Origin of the sequence: Proluteimonas luteida (genome assembly GCF_021191695.1) — a bacterium.
GTDB lineage: Bacteria > Pseudomonadota > Gammaproteobacteria > Xanthomonadales > Xanthomonadaceae > Luteimonas > Luteimonas luteida.
The window spans coordinates 75059-92569 of the sequence record NZ_JAIWPT010000009.1; the positions used below are offsets into that span (position 1 = coordinate 75059).

Genomic DNA, 17511 nt, shown 5'->3' on the forward strand with positions numbered 1-17511 from the left:
GACGCCTCCGGCGACGAAGGGACGGCCCCCGGGCCGGGCCTACATCGTATGGGTCGGTTTTTCCGACGTCAGCGAACCGGCCAGCAGCGTCTCGATGCGGCCCTTGAGCGCCTCGCCTTCCGGGGTGTCGGCGAACTGCACGCCGACCCCGGCGGTCCGGTTGCCCTGCGCGCCGGCCGGCGTCACCCAGACCACCTTGCCGGCGGTCGGCAGGCGGTCGCTGGATTCGGGCAGGGTCAGCAGCAGGAATACCTCGTCGCCGAGGAAGTAGCGCTTGGGCGTCGGCACGAAGATGCCGCCCTGCTTGAGGTAGGACATGTAGGCGTTGTACAGCGCCGCCTTGTCCTTGACCGCCAGCGACAGGATGCCCTGTCGTGCGCCTACGCCGGTTGCACTCATCGCTCGGTTTCCTGCATCGCTAGTCAGTTCCGGGTCCAGATGCCGCGCCAGTCCAGCAGCAGCCCGGAGATCGCCAGATCGGCGCGTACCGTGGTCCTGAGCAGGTCGCGGGTGCGGTTGGCCGCATCGAACCACGCGGCCAGCTTCCCGATTCCGGCCACGTCGGTCAAGCCGGCGGCGCGCGCCAGCGCAAGGTCGGCGGCATGCCGCAGCCGCAGCGCGGCGTGCTCGTCGCCGGCCCAGCGCTGCGCGGTCGCGACCACGGCCAGCTCGCCTTTGGCCAGCGCGGCCAGGTCCTTGTGCACCTCGCGGCGCAGCTGCATGCCGCCATCGTCGAGCCAGCTGGCCGCAAGCCCGGGATGCCCCTTCGCCGCTTCGAGCGCCTCGTCGGCGTCGCGCTCGGCGTGCCCCTGCGCGACCAGCCAGCGGTGCGCCTCGTCGCGCGGCGGCATGCGGAACTCGACGCGCTGGCAGCGGCTGCGGATCGTCGCCGGCAGCCGTGCCGGGTTGGCCGCGACCAACCACAGGTGGCGCCCCGGCTGCGGCTCCTCCAGGGTCTTGAGCAGCGCGTTGCAGGCGGCGTTGTTGATCGCGTCGGCCGGATCGATGATCGCCACCTGCGCGTCGCCATACTGCGGCGTCAGCGACAGTTTTTCCGACAGGGTGCGGATCTGCTCGATGACGATCTCGCTGCGCAGCTTCGTGCCGTCTTTGGTCGGCACGAACGAGACGGCATGGAAGTCGGGATGGCTGCCGGCCGCGATCAGCTGGGCGATGCGCGGTTCGCGGTCCGCGCCGAGCACGTGCGCGGCCAGCGCGTCGGCGACCCTGCGCTTGCCCAGCAGCGCCGGCCCGCAGAACAGCAGTGCATGGCCGATGCGCTCGCCGTCGAGCGCGGCCAGCGTGTGCTCGAACACGCGCTGCTGCCATGGGGCGAAGTTGCCATCCATGCCGCCGCTCATGCCGCCTGCCGCGCGGCCAGCAGCGCGCGCACCGCATCGGCGGCGACGACATCGGCCGGGCGCGTCGCATCGATGACCCGGAACCGGGCCGGCGCCTGGCGCGCGCGTTCGAGATAGCCGGCGCGCACGCGCTCGAAGAAATCGTCGCGCTCGGCCTCGATCCGGTCGGGGACCAGGTCGCGGCCGCGGGTGCGTTCGCGGCCCTGGCCCACGTCGAGGTCGAGCAGCAGGGTCAGCGCCGGCTCGATGCCCACGTAGCGGCGCTCCAGCTCGGCGATGGCGGCAACGTCGAGGCCGCGGCCCGCGCCCTGGTAGGCGTAGCTGGAATCGGTGAAGCGGTCGCTGATGACCCAGGCACCGCGCGCGAGCGCCGGCGCGATGGTCTCGCGCACGTGCTGGGCGCGCGCGGCGAACATCAGCAGCAGTTCGGTCTCGGCCGCAGCGGGTTCGTGCGCGGGATCGAGCAGCAGCGCGCGGATCATCTCCGCCAGCGGCGTGCCGCCGGGCTCGCGGGTGCTGACGACCTCGCTGCCGTCGGCCTCCAGCGCCTCGCGCAGCGCGCGCAGCACCGTGGTCTTGCCGGCGCCCTCGCCGCCTTCCAGCGAGACGAAGCGCGGATGGCTGCGCAACCCGCTCATTCCCCGCCCTCCGCGGCGCCGGTCGCCGCCTCGATCTCCGCCTCGTTCGGCGGCAGCGTCTCCTCACCGGCCGCGGCTTCCGCGGCGCTGCCGCTGCTGGCGTCGCCGCGCCCGAACCGTGCCCGGTAGCGGCGCACGTAGTCGCGCACCGCGACGTTGTGCGCGGCGTAGGTCGGCGAGAACACGTGCCGGCCACTGCCGTCGCCGACCGCGACGAAGTACAGCGCATCGCCAGGCGCGGGATGGGTCGCGGCCTCGATCGCGGCGACGCCGGCCATCGCGATCGGCGTCGGCGGCAGGCCGTCGCGGGTGTAGGTGTTGTACGGCGTGTCGGTCTGCAGGTCGCGGCGGCGGATGTTGCCGTCGAACGCGCTGCCGAGGCCGTAGATCACCGTCGGATCGGTCTGCAGGCGCATGCCGCGCTCGAGCCGGCGGTTGAACACGCCGGAAATCTCCGCGCGCTCGGACGCGATGCCGGTTTCCTTCTCGATGATCGACGCCAGCACCAGCGCTTCCTCGCGGTCCTGCAGCGCCAGGCCGGGGTCGCGCGACTCCCAGGCGCGGTCGAGCGCGGCCTCCAGCGCGGCGTTCGCGCGCCGCAGCAGGTCGACGTCGCTGTCGCCGGTCGTGTACAGGTAGGTCTCGGGCAGGAAGCGTCCTTCCGGATGCACGCCAGGGTGGCCGAGTTCGGCCATCAGCGCGGCATCGTCGATCTCGGGCAGGGTCTGCACCAGCGGCGTCGTCCGGCCCAGCGCGGCGCGCAGCTCGCGGATGTTCCAGCCCTCGACGATGGTGAAACGGTGGTGGATGACCTTGCCGTCGCGCATGCGCAGCAACAGCTCGCGCGGCGTGGTGCCGGGATCGAGCGGGTACTCCCCGACCTGGATGCGGGCGTCGGCGCCGAGCTGGCGCGCCAGCGCGCGCCATTCCAGTTCGTGGCCCTGGGTGACGCCGGCCTCGCGCAGCCTGCCCAGCACGCGCTGGAACGAGTCGCCGCGCGCGACGACGAAGGTCTGGTCGGCCGCAAGTCCGGCCAGCGGCGCATCGGCGAAACGGGTGTAGCGCTCGTACAGGAAATACCCCGCGCCGACCAGCAGCACCGAAAGCACCAAGAACAGGCCGACGAGAATCAGGCCGATGCCTCGGCGGCGGGGTTTTGCGGGTTCGGTCATGGACGGCGGCGATCGGTGGTCGGGACAGCAGGGGCATCAGGATACCGTGACCGCCCCGGTGCGATGCGAACGCGGATGGCCGGTCGCCGCGACGACCGGCGTTGTCTGCGGCCACAGCACATGCGATCCACGACCGGGAGAGGCCCGATGCAACAGACACTGATCACCGCCTACCAGGTGATGTATTCCGCCAACCGCTTTCCGCCACGGATCTGGCTGCAGGGCGAGGCCGGCGGCATCGGCCAGCTGGTGTTCCACCCCAACGGCGAAACGCTGCCCGAGGATGGCATCAACGGCACCACGCCGTCGCTGCACTACCACCTCGACGACTTCCACAACGCGATCGACCTGCTGCGCAACGAGGGCCCGGTGTGGCTGCTGTACTCGGGGGCCGGGGGCAGCAACGAGAACGGCCTCCAGACCGGCGTGGAGAGCGTCGGCGAAGGCGAGCCGCCGGCAGGGCGCGGGCCGCGCCTACTGGCTGCGGGCACCTGACTCCGATCCTGGGCGGCGCCCGGAGGTGGCGGGAGAAATCGCGGTGTCGGGGGCGTTGCCCCGACCTACGGTCGAGGCCTCCCGGAAATTGGCGGGATGACCGGAAAACCGCCGCTCCGACCTCGTAGGTCGGCCCCACGCGGCCGACGCGCGCGCCTCCTAGCCTTCGTGGCCCAGCGCGCGCAGCGTGCCGCGGGCCTTGGCGCGGGTCTCGTCGAGTTCGCGCTGCGGATCGGAGTCGGCGACGATGCCGGCGCCGGTGCGGAAGCGTGCCTCGCAGCCCTCGACCTCGGCGCTGCGGATCAGGATGTTGAGGTCGAGGTCGCCGTCGCGGTTCAGCCAGCCCATCGCACCGGTGTAGGCGCCGCGCCCGGCCAGTTCCAGCTCGGCGATGATCTGCATGCAGCGCACCTTGGGGCAGCCGGTGATGGTACCGCCCGGGAACACCGCGGCGATGACCTCGCCCGGCGTGGCGTCCGCGCGCAGGCGCCCGCGCACGTTGCTGACGATGTGGTGCACGTGGGCATAGCTCTCGACGCACATCAGCTCGTCGACCTCGACGCTGCCGGCGACGCAGACCCGGCCCAGGTCGTTGCGCTCCAGGTCGACCAGCATCACGTGTTCGGCGCGTTCCTTGGGATGCCCGACCAGTTCGCCGATCCGCGCCGCATCGTCGTCGCCGGCGAAGCGTGGACGGGTACCGGCGATCGGCCGGGTCTCGACCACGTCGCCGCGGATCGACACCAGCCGCTCGGGCGACGCGCTGGCGACCGCCCAGCCGTCGCCGGCGAACAGGCCGGCGAACGGCGCGGGGTTATGCTCGCGCAGCCGGGCGTACAGCGCGGCCGCGTCGACCGGCGCGTCGAAGCGCGCCCGCCAGCCGCGCGACAGGTTGGCCTGGAAGATGTCGCCGGCGGCCAGGTAGTCGAGCACCCGGCGCACGCCGTCGACGAAGATGGCATCGGCGTCCTCGTCGATCGCGGCCGGCGGCCGCCAGACGGGACCCGGCGCGCCACCGGCCTGCGCCGCATCGGCCAGCAGGGTGTCGAGCATCGCCGCATGCGCGGACTCGGCGATCGCGACGCATTCGCCGGTCGCATGGTCGCGCAGGATCGCCGCGGGGCAGCGCCGGGCGATCGCCACCGGCAGCGCGCCCGGCGCATCCGCCAGCCGCAGCACCGGCTCGACCTGGCGCGCGAGCTCGTAGCCCAGGAACAGCGCCCAGCCGCCACGGAACGGCCAGCGCGGCGCCTCGTGGTCGACGCGTCCGGCGCGCCATGCGGCATCGAGCGCATCGAGGAAACCGCCTTCGACCGGCGCGCCGTGGCCGTCGCGCGTCACGCCGTCGTCGTCCAGCCGCAGCAGCGGGCCGTCGGCGGCCAGCAGCAGGTCCCAGCGGGCGTGCGCGGTACCGTGCGCGACCGACTGCAGCAGCAGCGGATAACGCGCCGGCGCGGCATGCTGCACGGCCAGCAGGTCGGTGTCCGGCGGCAATGGCTGGGTAATCAGCATCGATCGGTCGCGCGCCGGCCCACGGGTCGGGGGCGTGGCCCCGACCCGCGATCATGCACGCGGTTCGCGGACAGGATCATTGGTCGAGCTCGGCCCAGCGTGCGTACGCGGCGTCGAGCGCCTCCTGTGCCTGCTGCAGCGCCGCGCCATGGGCGGCAATCGCGGCGGCGTCGCGCTGGTAGAACGTGGGCGCGTTCATCTCGGCGGTCATCGTCGCAATCTCCGTTTCCAGCGATTCGATCCGCAGGGGCAGCTGTTCCAGTTCGCGCTGGTCCTTGTAGCTGAGCTTGCGCCTGGGCGCGGCGGGCGCCGCCGGCGCAGCCGCCGGGGCCACCGTCGCCGGCGCCGGTTTCGGCGTTTCGGGCACCGCCCGCGCGGCCGCCGGGTCGGGACGCTGGCGCAGCCAGTCCTCATAGCCGCCGATGTATTCGCCGACGCGGCCGTCGCCTTCCATCACCAGTGTCGAGGTCACCACGTTGTCGAGGAAGTCGCGGTCGTGGCTGACCAGCAGCAGCGTGCCGGGGTACTGGTCCAGCAGTTCCTCCAGCAGCTCCAGCGTCTCGACGTCGAGGTCGTTGGTGGGCTCGTCCATGACCAGCAGGTTCGACGGCTGCGCGAACAGCTTGGCCAGCAGCAGGCGGTTGCGCTCGCCGCCCGACAGCCGGGTGATCGGCGCGCGCGCGCGTTCGGGCGTGAACAGGAAATCCTGCAGGTAGCCGATCGCATGCTTGCGCTGGCCGTTGATCTCGACGAAATCCTGGCCCTCGGCAACGTTCTCCAGCGCGTTCCAGTCCTCGCGCAGGGTCGCGCGGTACTGGTCGAAGTACGCGATCTGCAGCTGGGTGCCGGTTCTGACCTCGCCCGCCTGCGGCTGCAGTTCGCCGAGCAGCAGCTTCAGCAGCGTGGTCTTGCCGGTGCCGTTGGCGCCGATCAGGCCGACCCGGTCGCCGCGGAAGATCGTCGTGGAGAAATCCTCGATCAGCCGGCGTTCGCCAAAGCGGAAGGACACGTCCTTCATCTCGACGACCTTCCTGCCCGACGCGTTCGCTTGCGCGGCGGCCATGCGCACGTTGCCGGTCAGGTCACGGCGCTGCGCACGCTCGGCGCGCATCGCCTTGAGCCGGCGCACGCGGCCTTCGTCGCGGGTGCGGCGGGCCTTGATGCCCTGGCGGATCCACGCTTCTTCTTGGGCCAGCAGTTTGTCGAAGCGCTGCTGTTCCTGCGCCTCGGCGTTGAGCCGCTCCTCGCGGCGGCGCACGTAGTTGTCCCAGTCGCCGGGCCAGCTGGTCAGCCGGCCGCGGTCGATCTCGACGATCCGGGTCGCCAGCGCGCGCAGGAAGCGGCGGTCGTGGGTCACGAACACTAGCGCGCCCGGCCACTGCTTGAGGAAGCCCTCGAGCCAGTCGATCGCGGCGATGTCGAGGTGGTTGGTCGGCTCGTCCAGCAGCAGGACGTCGGGCGCCGACACCACCGCGCGCGCCAGCAGCACCCGCCGCTTCATGCCGCCCGACAGCGACGAGAATGCGGCATCGCCGTCGAGCTCCAGCCGGTCGAGCACCTCGGTCACGCGCTGGTCGATGCGCCAGGCGTCCATCGCCTCGATCCGCGCCTGCACCTCGCCCAGCGCGTCGCCGTCGATCTCCTCGGCATGCAGCAGGCGGTGGTACTCGGCCAGTGCCGCCCCGGCCTCGCCGAGGCCGTCGGAGACCACGTCGAACACGCTGCCGCGCGCACCGGCCGGCACTTCCTGCTCGAGCCGGGCCACGCGCACGCCCTGCTCGCGGCGGATGTCGCCGTCGTCGGGCTTGAGCTCACCGGAGAGCAGGCGCATCAGCGTCGACTTGCCGGCGCCGTTGCGGCCGATCAGCGCGACGCGTTCGCCGCGCTCGATCGAGAATTCCACCTGTTGCAGCAGCAGGGGTCCACCGACGCCGTAGTCGACGCCATTCAAAGTCATCAAGGGCATCCGCGCAGTGTAGCGCCCCGGCCCGCCGCACCGGTGCGCGGCCACGCATGCGTCCGGGTGCGCAGGCGCTGCCGGGACCCCGCCTGCATGACGCCCATCGCATTCCGGGCCCGACCCCGCCCGCAGAACCGTACGGACTTAGGGCTGGCCCTAGTTGGATGCCGGCGGCCATGCGGGTATCACATGACCCGATACCCATTGGTCGTGCGCCAGATGCGGCGCGGCGCTCCCAGGAGACCCCATGAATGCCATTTCCCCCGCCGGCCAGCAGACAGCCCTGCCCACGCTCGATGTCGACGCCGCGCGCGCCCTGACCATCCAGTACGGCGACACGCTGTCGGCGATCGCCGCGCAGCACGGCATCCCGCTCGACCAGCTGATCGCCGCCAATCCGCAGATCCTCAATCCAGACGTCATCTATCCCGGCGACCGGATCACCCTCCCCGACGCCGCCGGCGGCATCGAAGGACCGGGCGGCCCGGCCGGTCCCGGCGAAACCACCGGCCTCGCGCCGGTCGATGGCGCGCCGCCGGCCGGCGGCGAAGGCGGCATCAGCGCCGAGCAGCTGCTGCAGATCGTGCCGCAGCTCGACCCGGCCCGGGCGCCGGCGATCGCCGAGCACCTCAACCAGGCCATGGCCGAGGCGAACATCGACACCCCGCAGCGGCAGGCGATGTTCATCGCCCAGCTGGCGCACGAGAGCGGCGGCTTCCAGTTCATGGAAGAGCTGGCCAGCGGCGCCGCGTACGAAGGCCGCGCCGACCTGGGCAACACCCAGCCCGGCGACGGCGAGCGCTACAAGGGCCGCGGCTACATCCAGGTCACCGGCCGCCACAACTACACCGAGGCCGGCCGGGCCTTGGGACTGGACCTGGTCAACAACCCCGAACTGGCCGCGCAGCCCGAGAACGCCGCGCGCATCGCCGCCTGGTACTGGGAGAGCCGGGGCATCAACGCCGCCGCAGACAGCGGCGACTTCACCCAGGTCACGCGCCTGATCAACGGCGGCACCAACGGCCTCGCCGACCGTCAGGACTATTTCGCGCGGGCCCAGGCCGCGCTGAACTGAGCACGGGCGCCACGGCAATGACCGGCAGGCAATCCGCAGGGACAAGGAGGCAAATCACATGAACATGGCCATTTCCGGCATCGGCGCCCAGTCGACCGCGTCGTCCGCGGGCGGCGGTGGCCGCACGCACACGATCCAGTACGGCGAATCGCTGTCGGGGATCGCGTCGCGCTATGGCGTGTCCGTCCAGCAGCTGATGTCGGCCAACCCGCAGATCCGCAACCCGGACGTGATCTATCCGGGCGATCGCCTCGCCCTGCCCGGCGGAAGTGGCGGCTCGGGCGGCGGCGCACGCAGCCACACGGTGCAGTCCGGCGAATCGCTGTCGGCCATCGCGTCGCGCTACGGCGTTTCCGTCGGCCAGATCACCGCCGCCAACCCGCAGGTCCGCAACCCGGACATGATCTATCCCGGCGACCGTCTCAGCATTCCAGGCGGTAGCAGCGGTGGTGGCGGTGGCGGTGGCAGCAGCAACAGTGCAGGCGGCAGTTACACCGTGCGGGCCGGCGATGTCCTCTCCAGCATCGCCGCCCGCCACGGCGTGTCCACGCAGGCGCTGATGGCCGCCAACCCGCAGATCCGCAACGCCGACATGATCTACGCCGGCGACACCCTGCGCCTGCCCGGCGGCGGCAGCAGTGGTGGCGGTGGTGGCAGCGCGGCCACCGGCGGCAGCTACACGGTGCAGCCCGGCGATGCCCTGTCCAGCATCGCCGCCCGCCATGGCGTGTCCACGCAGGCGCTGATGGCCGCCAATCCGCAGATCCGCAACGCCGACCTGATCTTCGCCGGCGACACCCTGCGCCTGCCCGGCGGCAGCGGCGATGGCGGCGGTGGCGGTGGTGCAGCCGCCGGTGGCAGCTACACGGTGCAGTCGGGCGACACCCTGTCGGCCATCGCCGCGCGCCATGGCGTGTCCACGCAGGCGCTGCTGGCGGCCAACCCGCAGATCCGCAATGCGGACCTGATCTTCGCCGGCGACCGCATCCAGTTGCCCGGCGGCGCCGGCACGGGCGGCGGCACAGGCCCGGTGACCGGCCCCGCGCCATCTCCGCCGCCGCTGCCCGGCGGCGACGCCGGCGGCATCAGCGCCGCCCAGCTGCGGCAGATCGTGCCCCAGCTCAGCGCCAGCCAGGCCGAGGCGGTGGTGCCGCACCTCAACTACGCAATGGCCGAGGCCAACATCAACACGCCGCAGCGCCAGGCGATGTTCATCGCCCAGCTGGCGCACGAGAGCGGCGGCTTCCGTTACCTGGAGGAAATCGCCAGCGGCGCCGCGTACGAGGGGCGTGCGGACCTGGGCAACACCCAGCCGGGCGACGGCGTGCGCTACAAGGGCCGCGGCTACATCCAGGTCACCGGCCGCCACAACTACACCCAGGCGGGTCGTGCGCTGGGACTGGACCTGGTCAACAACCCCGGGCTGGCCGCGCAGCCGGAAAACGCCGCGCGCATCGCCGCGTGGTACTGGAACAGCCGCAACATCAATGCGGCCGCCGACCGCGGCGACTTCGTCCAGGTCACGCGCCTGATCAATGGCGGCACCAACGGCCTGGCCGACCGCCAGAACTACTACGCACGCGCCAGGGCCGCGCTGAGCTGATCCGGGCCATCCCGGGACAGCCGACACCGCTCGCGGCCCGGATCGACAACGGCCCCGTGCATGCGCGGGGCTTTTTGGTGGCCCGCCATCCATGGCGGCCACCCTCCCGGCGTCGGGGCCTTGCCCCGACCTGCGTGTGCGGCCTGCCGGCACCATTCCGACGGAAGCGCGATTCGCGATCGATACGCCCGCCCGTGCAACGACAGGGGCACCGCGCCGTCAGGCGGCAACGACGTTCAGGGGATCTCGAAACCTGCCGGATCGTCCGCAATCCCCGCCTGATCGAACAATGCCGGGCCGATCGTCGATTCGACCTCGCCTTCGCAGGTGAGCTCGTCCGCGGCGCCGCCGGCCACAGGCTGGACGACCACGCCGGCCTTCTCCCAGCCGCGGCCAATGCCGGTATAGAGGGTGTGGACACGGCCGTCGTGGTCGAAGCGCAGGAACGCGCCACCGCCACCGGAGTACATCAACGTACCGCCGCGGAACGCCTGCGACGCCGCCACGCCGGCTGCCGGATACGCCAGCACCACGTGTCGCGTATCGCCGCCGGCGGACTGGCGGTATTGCAGTCCGCCCGTGCCTTCGGACAAGTCCGGCGACGCACAGACCGCATCGATGCGGCCCGCGCCGCTACGGCAGCCGAATACGACCTGCTCGTCCGCGGCGCAGAAGCCTTGGGCACTGGCGGCAACGGTCGCCGCAGCGGGCTCGGCTGTCGCGGCTTGCGCGGCAGGAGGGTCGGCGGAAACCGGCGCCGTGCCGGCATCGGCACATGCAGCCAGCAGCAGGACGGCGCTCAATGCCGGAAGCAGTTTCATCGGTGTTTTCCAGTGTTCCGGGACCGCCAGCAGCGTGCCATGTCCGGCGCCCGCGTTCCAAGCCTGCATTGCGCTGTGCGGGGCGTGGCACGACAAAACCTCCGCCGGCGTGTCCGCGCGACATCCGAACGAAACAACTGCCCGCTCCGCCATCGGCACTCTCGCAGCTTCCCCTCCCAGGCGCAGGAGGATCAAGGTGTTCTGCCGGCCCTCACCCCACCATCGGCGCCGCCGATGGTCCCCCCCTCTCCCGTGCACGGGCATTGCGCCCTTCACGGGTGAGAGGGGCCAATGCGTCCCGCCAGGGGCGGGACAGCATTCTTTTAGGAACTACACGACAGCATCGAGCAGCCGGCGCGGGTGCGCGCCCAGTCGGGGCGACGCGCGGCGAAGGCCTCGCGGCCGGGCTGGTCGTCATGGGGGTGGCGCATCACGTCGAGCAGTTCGCCGATGGCACCGGTATCGCCCGCTGCGGCGCGGTCGATGGCCTGCTGAGCGAGGTAGTTGCGCAGCACGTAGCGGGGATTCGCCGCGCGCATGCGCGCCTGCCGCTGATCGGCGGACAGCGCGTCGTCGGCGAGGCGCGCGGCATAGCGCCGCAACCATGAATCGAACTCGGCCCGCAGCCGCTCACCTTTCGCGTCGTCGTAGAACGCGCCGGCCACCACGTCGAGCGACGGCGCCTGCGAATCGAGATCGGCCAGCCCGCGGAAGAACAGCGTCATGTCAACCTCGCCGGCCTGCAGCAGGCCATGCAGCCGCTGCATCAGTTCGACATCGGCGTCGGTGCAGGTGGCGAACCCGAGCTTCGCGGCGATGGTCTCGCGGTCGCAGGCGGCGTAGACCGCGGCATAGCGGTCCAAGCCCGCCTGCAGCGGCGCGGCGTCGGCGAACAGCGGCGACAGCGCCTGCGCCAGCCGCACCAGGTTCCAGTGCGCGATCCGCGGCTGCCAGCCGAAGCGGTAGCGCCGGCCCTGCGCATCGGTGGTGTTCGGCGTCCAGTCCGGGTCGTAGTCGTCGATCCAGCCGTACGGGCCGTAGTCGATGGTCAGGCCGAGGATCGACATGTTGTCGGTGTTCATGACCCCGTGCACGAAGCCGACGCGCATCCAGCCGGCGACCATCCGCGCGGTGCGCTCACAGACTTCGGCGAACCACGCGGCGTCGCGCGCCTCGCCCTGGCCGGCGAGATGCGGGAAATCGCGGTCGATGGTGAAGTCGGCCAGCCGCCGCAGCAGCGCGACGTCGCCGCGCGCGTACGGCAGCTCGAAATGGCCGAAGCGGATGAACGACGGCGCGACCCGGCAGACGATCGCACCCGGTTCCGGCGCCGCGTTGCCGTCGTAGAACATGTCGCGGACCACCGACTCGCCGGTCGCCACCAGCGACAGCGCCCGCGTGGTCGGAATGCCGAGATGGTGCATCGCCTCGCTGCACAGGAACTCGCGCACCGACGAGCGCAGCACCGCGCGGCCGTCCGCGGTGCGCGAATACGGTGTCGGACCGGCGCCCTTGAGCTGCAGTTCCCAGCGCCGGCCATCGGCCGCGACCGCTTCGCCCAGCGAGATCGCACGGCCGTCCCCGAGCTGTCCGGCCCAGTATCCGAACTGGTGGCCGCCGTAGTTGGTCGCGAATGGCTGCATGCCGGGCAGCAGCGCGTTGCCACCGAACACTTCGGCGAACGCCGGCGACGCCACCGCTGCCGCATCGAAACCCAGCGCCCCGGCCATTTCCGCCGAATGCGCGATCAGCTGCGGCGCCGCGACCGGCGTCGGCGCGACCGCCGACCACAGCGCGCCCTCGACCTGGCGGCGGCGCGGGCCGGTCTCGGCATCGCCCGGCAGTTCACGGACGAAGCGGTTGTCGAACCGCGGCGCAGGCAGCGTATCGACGACGTGCATCAGCCGGCCAGCGCGTAGGGCCCACCGGCCGCCAGCGCGCGCTGGTAGGCCGCCCGCGCCTGGATCCGGCCGACGAAGGCGCGGATGTTCGGGCCGACATGGTCCGGTGCGCGCGCCAGCGCGGCCTCCAGCGGGAAACTCATCTGGATGTCGGCGGCGGTGAAACGATCGCCGGCAAACCAGGGATGCTGGCCGAGCGCGTTCTCGACGTGGCCCAGGTGCGTCGCCAGCTGCGGCCCGACGAAGGCCGTCATGGTCCGGTCGGCGATGCCGCGCGCCACCGGCCTGACGAAGAATGGCACCGGCGCGCTGCGGATGCGGCCCAGCACCAGGGCCAACAGCAGCGGCGGCATCAGCGAGCCTTCGGCGTAATGCAGCCAGGTGCGGTAGCGGATGCGCTCGGACGCGTCCTGCGGCAGGGGCGGCGGCGACAGCGCGAATGCCGTGTCGAAGCGCTCGGCCAGCGTCTCGACGATCGCACCGGATTCGACCAGCACCTGCCCGTCGAGCTCGACCACCGGCGACTTGCCCAGCGGGTGCACGTCGCGCAGCGCCCGCGGCGCCAGCATCGTCTTCGCATCGCGCTCGTAGCGGATCACCTCGTAGGGCTGGCCCAGTTCTTCGAGCAGCCACAGGACCCGCTGCGAGCGGGAATTGTTCAGATGGTGGACCTTGATCATCGTCGTCCCGTCGGTAAAAGGCGTGCGGCCATGTTCGACGACCGCAGCCTCCGCGCGGAAGGTGCCATGCGTCATCGATGCATCTCGCCGGCCACCATCCTGCGCTGCAACCGCCCCGCGGACGTGAATCGCAGCCATCGGCAACGGCACCACAGGCAGCCGATGCCGCAGTGCAGCACGGCGGTGGATTACACTATGCGGTTCCCCGACCGGCGCCGCGCCGGCGCTACCGAGCCAGCACCATGAGCGCCGAGACGCCCATTCCAGCCGCAGATTCGATCAAATTCACCGACCTCGCCCTGCCCGAGACGCTGCTGCGCGCGCTCGCGGCGGTCGGCTACGAGTCGCCGTCGCCGATCCAGGCCGCGACCATCCCGCCGCTGCTCGCCGGCCGCGACGTGCTCGGCCAGGCCCAGACCGGCACCGGCAAGACCGCCGCGTTCGCGCTGCCGGTGCTGGCGCAGATCGATCCGGCCGCGAGGAAGCCGCAGGCGCTGGTGCTGGCGCCGACGCGCGAACTGGCGATCCAGGTCGCCGAGGCCTTCCACAAGTATGCCGCCTTCATGCCCGGCTTCCACGTGTTGCCGATCTACGGCGGCCAGGGCTATGCGCAGCAGCTCTCGGCGCTCAAGCGCGGCGTGCAGGTGATCGTCGGCACGCCGGGCCGGGTCATCGACCACCTCGAGCGCGGCTCGCTGGACCTGTCGGAACTGCGCTGCCTGGTACTCGACGAGGCCGACGAGATGCTGCGGATGGGCTTCATCGACGATGTCGAGGCGGTGCTGAAGAAGACCCCGGAGACGCGCCAGGTCGCGCTGTTCTCGGCGACGATGCCGACCCAGATCCGGCGCATCGCCCAGACCTACCTCAAGGATCCGGTCGAGATCGCGATCAAGGCGACCACGACCACCGCGGCCAACATCCGCCAGCGCTACTGGATGGTCAGCGGCGTCAACAAGCTCGACGCGCTGACCCGGATCCTCGAGGCCGAGCCCTTCGACGCGATGATCATCTTCGCCCGCACCAAGCTGGCGACCGAGGAGCTGGCCGAGAAGCTGTCGGCGCGCGGGCTGTCCGCCGCGGCGATCAACGGCGACCTCGACCAGAAGCAGCGCGAACGCACGATCCAGCAGCTCAAGGACGGCCGCATCGACGTGCTGGTGGCCACCGACGTCGCCGCGCGCGGCCTCGACGTGGACCGCATCAGCCACGTGCTGAACTACGACATCCCCTACGACACCGAAAGCTACGTGCACCGCATCGGCCGCACCGGCCGCGCCGGGCGCAGCGGCGAGGCGATCCTGTTCGTCGCCCCGCGCGAACGCGGCATGCTCGGCGCGATCGAGCGCGCGACCCGGCAGAAGATCGAGCAGATGCAGCTGCCGAGCGTGGAGACCGTCAACGAGCGCCGGGTCGGCCGTTTCCTGGAGAAGATCACCGCCGCGCTGGAAAGCAGCGAGCTGGGACTGTTCCGCGACCTGGTCGAGCGCTACGAGCGCGAGCACAACGTGCCGGCCGCCGAGATCGCCGCGGCCCTGGCCAAGATCGTCCAGGGCGACACGCCGCTGCTGCTCGATCCGCCGCGCAAGCCGGAGAAGCCTGCGTTCGAGCGCGAATCCGCCGAGCGCCCCGGCGGCCGCGAGGCCTCGCGCGCCGCGCGCGAACCGCGCGAGCCGCGTCCGCCGCGCGCCGACAGCGGCCCGCGCGAGGCCGACGTGGGCATGGAGACCTTCCGCATCGAGGTCGGCTACGTGCACGGCGTGCAGCCGGGCAACATCGTCGGCGCGATCGCCAACGAGGCCGACCTGGAAAGCAGGTACATCGGTCGCATCGACATCCGCGACGACTACAGCCTGGTCGACCTGCCCGAAGGCATGCCGCGCGAACTGCTCGAACACCTGAAGAAGGTGCGCGTCGCGGGCCAGCAGATCCGCATGCGTCGCGCCGAGGAGGCGGACATGAACGCAGCGCCATCGCGCGGCAAGCGGCCGTTCGCGGGCAAGCCGCACGGCAAGCCCGGCGGCTTCCGCGCCGGCGGCCCGGGTGGCCCGGGCGGTCCGCGTCGCGGCCCGCCGAAGCCGCGCTGACGCGCCCCTTGCCGGGTCGTCCGGGCGCCGCGAGGGACCTGCTTCCCGTGACGGGACGGCAGGTCCGGCCCGGCTGTCGCGACATCCCCCTCTGCTAGGCTTGCGCGCATGAACGATGTTGCAGCAGCGGGCGCCGTCACCGCGCCCACGCCCATGTCCAAGCGATTCCGCGGTTTCCTGCCGGTCGTGGTCGATGTCGAGACCGGCGGTTTCGACGCCGACCGGCATGCCCTGCTGGAAATCGCCGCGGTCCCGCTGGATCTCGACGAGGCCGGCCAGCTCGTGCTCGGCCCCTCGGTGCATGCGCACGTGATCCCGGCCGATGGCACCGAGATCGATCCCCAGTCGCTGGAGGTCACCGGCATCGACATCCACCATCCGTTCCGGATGGCGAAGCCGGAGCGCGAAGCGCTGGAACACATCTTCGCCGCGGTCCGGCTGGCGGTGCGCCGCCACAACTGCCAGCGCGCGATCCTGGTCGGCCATAACGCCCACTTCGACCTCGGCTTCGTCAACGCCGCGGTCGCCCGCAGCGGCCACAAGCGCAACCCGTTCCACCCTTTCAGCGTGTTCGACACGGTGACGCTCGCCGGCGTCGCCTACGGCCAGACCGTGCTCGCCCGCGCCATGCAGGCCGCGGGCTTCGCATGGGACCAGGAACAGGCGCATTCCGCGCTGTACGACACCGAGCAGACCGCGCGGCTGTTCTGCCGCATCGCCAACGCATGGCCGGCGCCGGCGGTGCATGCCGCGTCGCCTGTCGCAGCATCGGAATGATCCAGCGCCGGTGCGTCGGGCGCGTTGGCCCGGGCTACGACGCTGTCAGGCCGCCGCGAGCCGTAGCCCGGGCCCATGCCCCCGACGCGCGGCGGCCGACACGCCGCGGAAACAGGGATCGAGGTCCCGATCCCTCCTGCAAGCCCGATCTCAGGCCGACGCCAGCTTCAGGCCGATGAGCCCGGCGACGATCAGCGCAAGGCTCACCAGGCGGCCGGGACTGGCCGGATCGCCCAGCAGCACGATGCCCAGGATCACGGTACCGACGGCACCGATGCCGACCCAGATCGCGTAGGCGGTGCCGACCGGCAGCGTCTTCATCGCGACCCCGAGCAGGCCGACGCTGATCGCCATCGCCGCGACCGTGCCGAGCGTCGGCCACAGGCGGGTGAAGCCTTCGGTGTACTTCAGGCCGATCGCCCAGCCGACTTCGAACAGGCCGGCGAGCACGAGAATGGACCAGGACATGCGCAAGAACCTCCATCGCTGCGATGGGGCCGTCCCCGGATGAAGATGGAGCGGCGGGGTCGTCCCCGCTTCCTGCGGACGATTCTCGCCGATCGCCGCTGGCCTGGATGACCCGGATGTAACCCGCGTTCGGCCACCCGTCATGCGCACTGCGCGAACGGCGGGTTCCTTGCGGCACCGGGGACGATACCGGGCTCAGTTCAGGCGCTGGCGCACCGCCTCGAACAGGGTGACCCCGGCCGCGACCGACACGTTGAGGCTCTCGACACCCGCCGCGGCATCGGCGCCGGGCATCGGGATCGTCACCAGTCCGTCGCAGTGCTCGCGGGTGAGCCGGCGCAGGCCGTCGGCCTCGCCGCCGAGCACCAGGGCGACGTTGCCGCGCAGGTCGGTGGCGTACAGCGAGGTGGTGGCCTCGCCGGCCAGCCCGTAGATCCACACGCCGAGCTTCTGCAGGTCGCGCAGGCTGCGCGAGAGGTTGGTCACGCGCACCACCGGCACGCTGTCGGCGGCGCCGGCCGAGGTCTTGCGCACGGTCGCGTTGACCTGCACCGCCTTGTCCTTGGGAATCAGCACCGCGGTGACGCCGGCGGCCGCGGCGCTGCGCAGGCAGGCGCCGAGGTTGTGCGGGTCCTGCACGCCGTCGAGCACCAGCAGCAGGGCCTTGCCGCCGGCGGCCTCGACCAGGCCTTCGAGTTCGTTCTCGTCCCAGGTCCTGGCCGCGGCATAGCGCGCGACGGCGCCCTGGTGGCGCAGCCCGCCGGCGACGCCGTCGAGGGCCTGCTGGTTGACCCGGCGCACGTCGATGTCGCGGCGCCGGGCACTGGATTCGATCTCGGCGATGCGCGGGTTCTTCGCGCCCGCCTCGAGCAGCACCTCGCGGACGTTGTCGGCGTCGTGCTCGACGGCCGCGGCCACGGCATTGATGCCGACGATCCACTGGTTCTGTTTGTTGCTCATG

16 protein-coding genes are annotated in these 17511 nt (G+C 71.6%); 5 read left to right on the forward strand and 11 right to left on the reverse strand.

Annotation, left to right across the window (positions count from 1 at the left end; genetic code table 11):
* Positions 1-39: 39 nt before the first annotated feature.
* Genes LDO26_RS09575 through mltG form a run of 4 tightly spaced genes read right to left on the reverse strand, consistent with a single transcriptional unit; the run spans position 40 to position 3171 of the window.
* Complete coding sequence (locus LDO26_RS09575; protein WP_232130867.1) at positions 40-399, reverse strand: PilZ domain-containing protein; 360 nt, start codon at positions 397-399, stop codon at positions 40-42.
* Positions 400-422: 23 nt separating this feature from the next.
* Positions 423-1349, reverse strand: coding sequence for a DNA polymerase III subunit delta' (locus LDO26_RS09580; protein ID WP_232130960.1), 927 nt, complete (start codon positions 1347-1349; stop codon positions 423-425).
* Between the two features lie 8 nt (positions 1350-1357).
* A complete protein-coding gene (gene tmk / locus LDO26_RS09585; protein ID WP_232130868.1) occupies positions 1358-1999 on the reverse strand; it encodes a dTMP kinase in 642 nt (213 codons plus the stop codon).
* On the reverse strand, positions 1996-3171 hold the full coding sequence (mltG, locus tag LDO26_RS09590) for an endolytic transglycosylase MltG (RefSeq protein WP_232130869.1): 1176 nt from the start codon (positions 3169-3171) through the stop codon (positions 1996-1998). The genes tmk and mltG overlap by 4 nt, the downstream gene beginning before the upstream one ends.
* Before the next feature lie 147 nt (positions 3172-3318).
* Between mltG and LDO26_RS09595 the strand changes: the two genes are divergently transcribed.
* The gene (locus LDO26_RS09595) at positions 3319-3666 is read left to right on the forward strand and encodes a hypothetical protein (protein WP_232130870.1); all 348 of its coding nucleotides are present in this window, start codon (positions 3319-3321) and stop codon (positions 3664-3666) included.
* 159 nt (positions 3667-3825) lie between these two features.
* Here the strand turns inward: LDO26_RS09595 and LDO26_RS09600 are convergent, their stop codons facing one another.
* Together LDO26_RS09600 and LDO26_RS09605 are read right to left on the reverse strand one after the other, a co-directional pair.
* A complete protein-coding gene (locus tag LDO26_RS09600) occupies positions 3826-5178 on the reverse strand; it encodes an aminodeoxychorismate synthase component I (protein ID WP_232130871.1) in 1353 nt (450 codons plus the stop codon).
* A 76-nt stretch (positions 5179-5254) separates the two neighbouring features.
* On the reverse strand, positions 5255-7144 hold the full coding sequence (locus tag LDO26_RS09605; protein WP_232130872.1) for an ATP-binding cassette domain-containing protein: 1890 nt from the start codon (positions 7142-7144) through the stop codon (positions 5255-5257).
* Positions 7145-7385: 241 nt separating this feature from the next.
* Here LDO26_RS09605 and LDO26_RS09610 point away from each other — a divergent pair, with 241 nt between their 5' ends.
* Both LDO26_RS09610 and LDO26_RS09615 read left to right on the forward strand, forming a co-directional pair.
* Positions 7386-8213, forward strand: a complete 828-nt coding sequence (locus tag LDO26_RS09610; RefSeq protein ID WP_232130873.1) for a LysM peptidoglycan-binding domain-containing protein — start codon at positions 7386-7388, stop codon at positions 8211-8213.
* A gap of 58 nt (positions 8214-8271) precedes the next feature.
* The gene (locus LDO26_RS09615) at positions 8272-9816 is read left to right on the forward strand and encodes a LysM peptidoglycan-binding domain-containing protein (RefSeq protein ID WP_232130874.1); all 1545 of its coding nucleotides are present in this window, start codon (positions 8272-8274) and stop codon (positions 9814-9816) included.
* A 236-nt stretch (positions 9817-10052) separates the two neighbouring features.
* Here LDO26_RS09615 and LDO26_RS09620 read toward each other — a convergent pair whose 3' ends face one another.
* The 3 genes from LDO26_RS09620 to LDO26_RS09630 form a co-directional block, all read right to left on the reverse strand.
* On the reverse strand, positions 10053-10832 hold the full coding sequence (locus tag LDO26_RS09620; RefSeq protein ID WP_232130875.1) for a hypothetical protein: 780 nt from the start codon (positions 10830-10832) through the stop codon (positions 10053-10055).
* A gap of 128 nt (positions 10833-10960) precedes the next feature.
* On the reverse strand, positions 10961-12538 hold the full coding sequence (locus LDO26_RS09625; RefSeq protein ID WP_232130876.1) for a protein adenylyltransferase SelO: 1578 nt from the start codon (positions 12536-12538) through the stop codon (positions 10961-10963).
* The gene (locus LDO26_RS09630; protein WP_232130961.1) at positions 12538-13218 is read right to left on the reverse strand and encodes a glutathione S-transferase; all 681 of its coding nucleotides are present in this window, start codon (positions 13216-13218) and stop codon (positions 12538-12540) included. The genes LDO26_RS09625 and LDO26_RS09630 overlap by 1 nt, the downstream gene beginning before the upstream one ends.
* A 242-nt stretch (positions 13219-13460) precedes the next feature.
* Here LDO26_RS09630 and LDO26_RS09635 point away from each other — a divergent pair, with 242 nt between their 5' ends.
* Together LDO26_RS09635 and rnt are read left to right on the forward strand one after the other, a co-directional pair.
* On the forward strand, positions 13461-15305 hold the full coding sequence (locus LDO26_RS09635) for a DEAD/DEAH box helicase (RefSeq protein ID WP_232130877.1): 1845 nt from the start codon (positions 13461-13463) through the stop codon (positions 15303-15305).
* A 108-nt stretch (positions 15306-15413) separates the two neighbouring features.
* A complete protein-coding gene (gene rnt, locus LDO26_RS09640) occupies positions 15414-16082 on the forward strand; it encodes a ribonuclease T (RefSeq protein WP_435594060.1) in 669 nt (222 codons plus the stop codon).
* Positions 16083-16232: 150 nt separating this feature from the next.
* Here the strand turns inward: rnt and sugE are convergent, their stop codons facing one another.
* Together sugE and rlmB are read right to left on the reverse strand one after the other, a co-directional pair.
* Positions 16233-16550, reverse strand: coding sequence for a quaternary ammonium compound efflux SMR transporter SugE (sugE, locus tag LDO26_RS09645; RefSeq protein WP_232130879.1), 318 nt, complete (start codon positions 16548-16550; stop codon positions 16233-16235).
* A 195-nt stretch (positions 16551-16745) separates the two neighbouring features.
* Entirely contained in the window at positions 16746-17510 is a 765-nt protein-coding gene (rlmB, locus tag LDO26_RS09650) for a 23S rRNA (guanosine(2251)-2'-O)-methyltransferase RlmB (protein WP_232130880.1), read from the reverse strand.
* Position 17511: the final 1 nt, after the last annotated feature.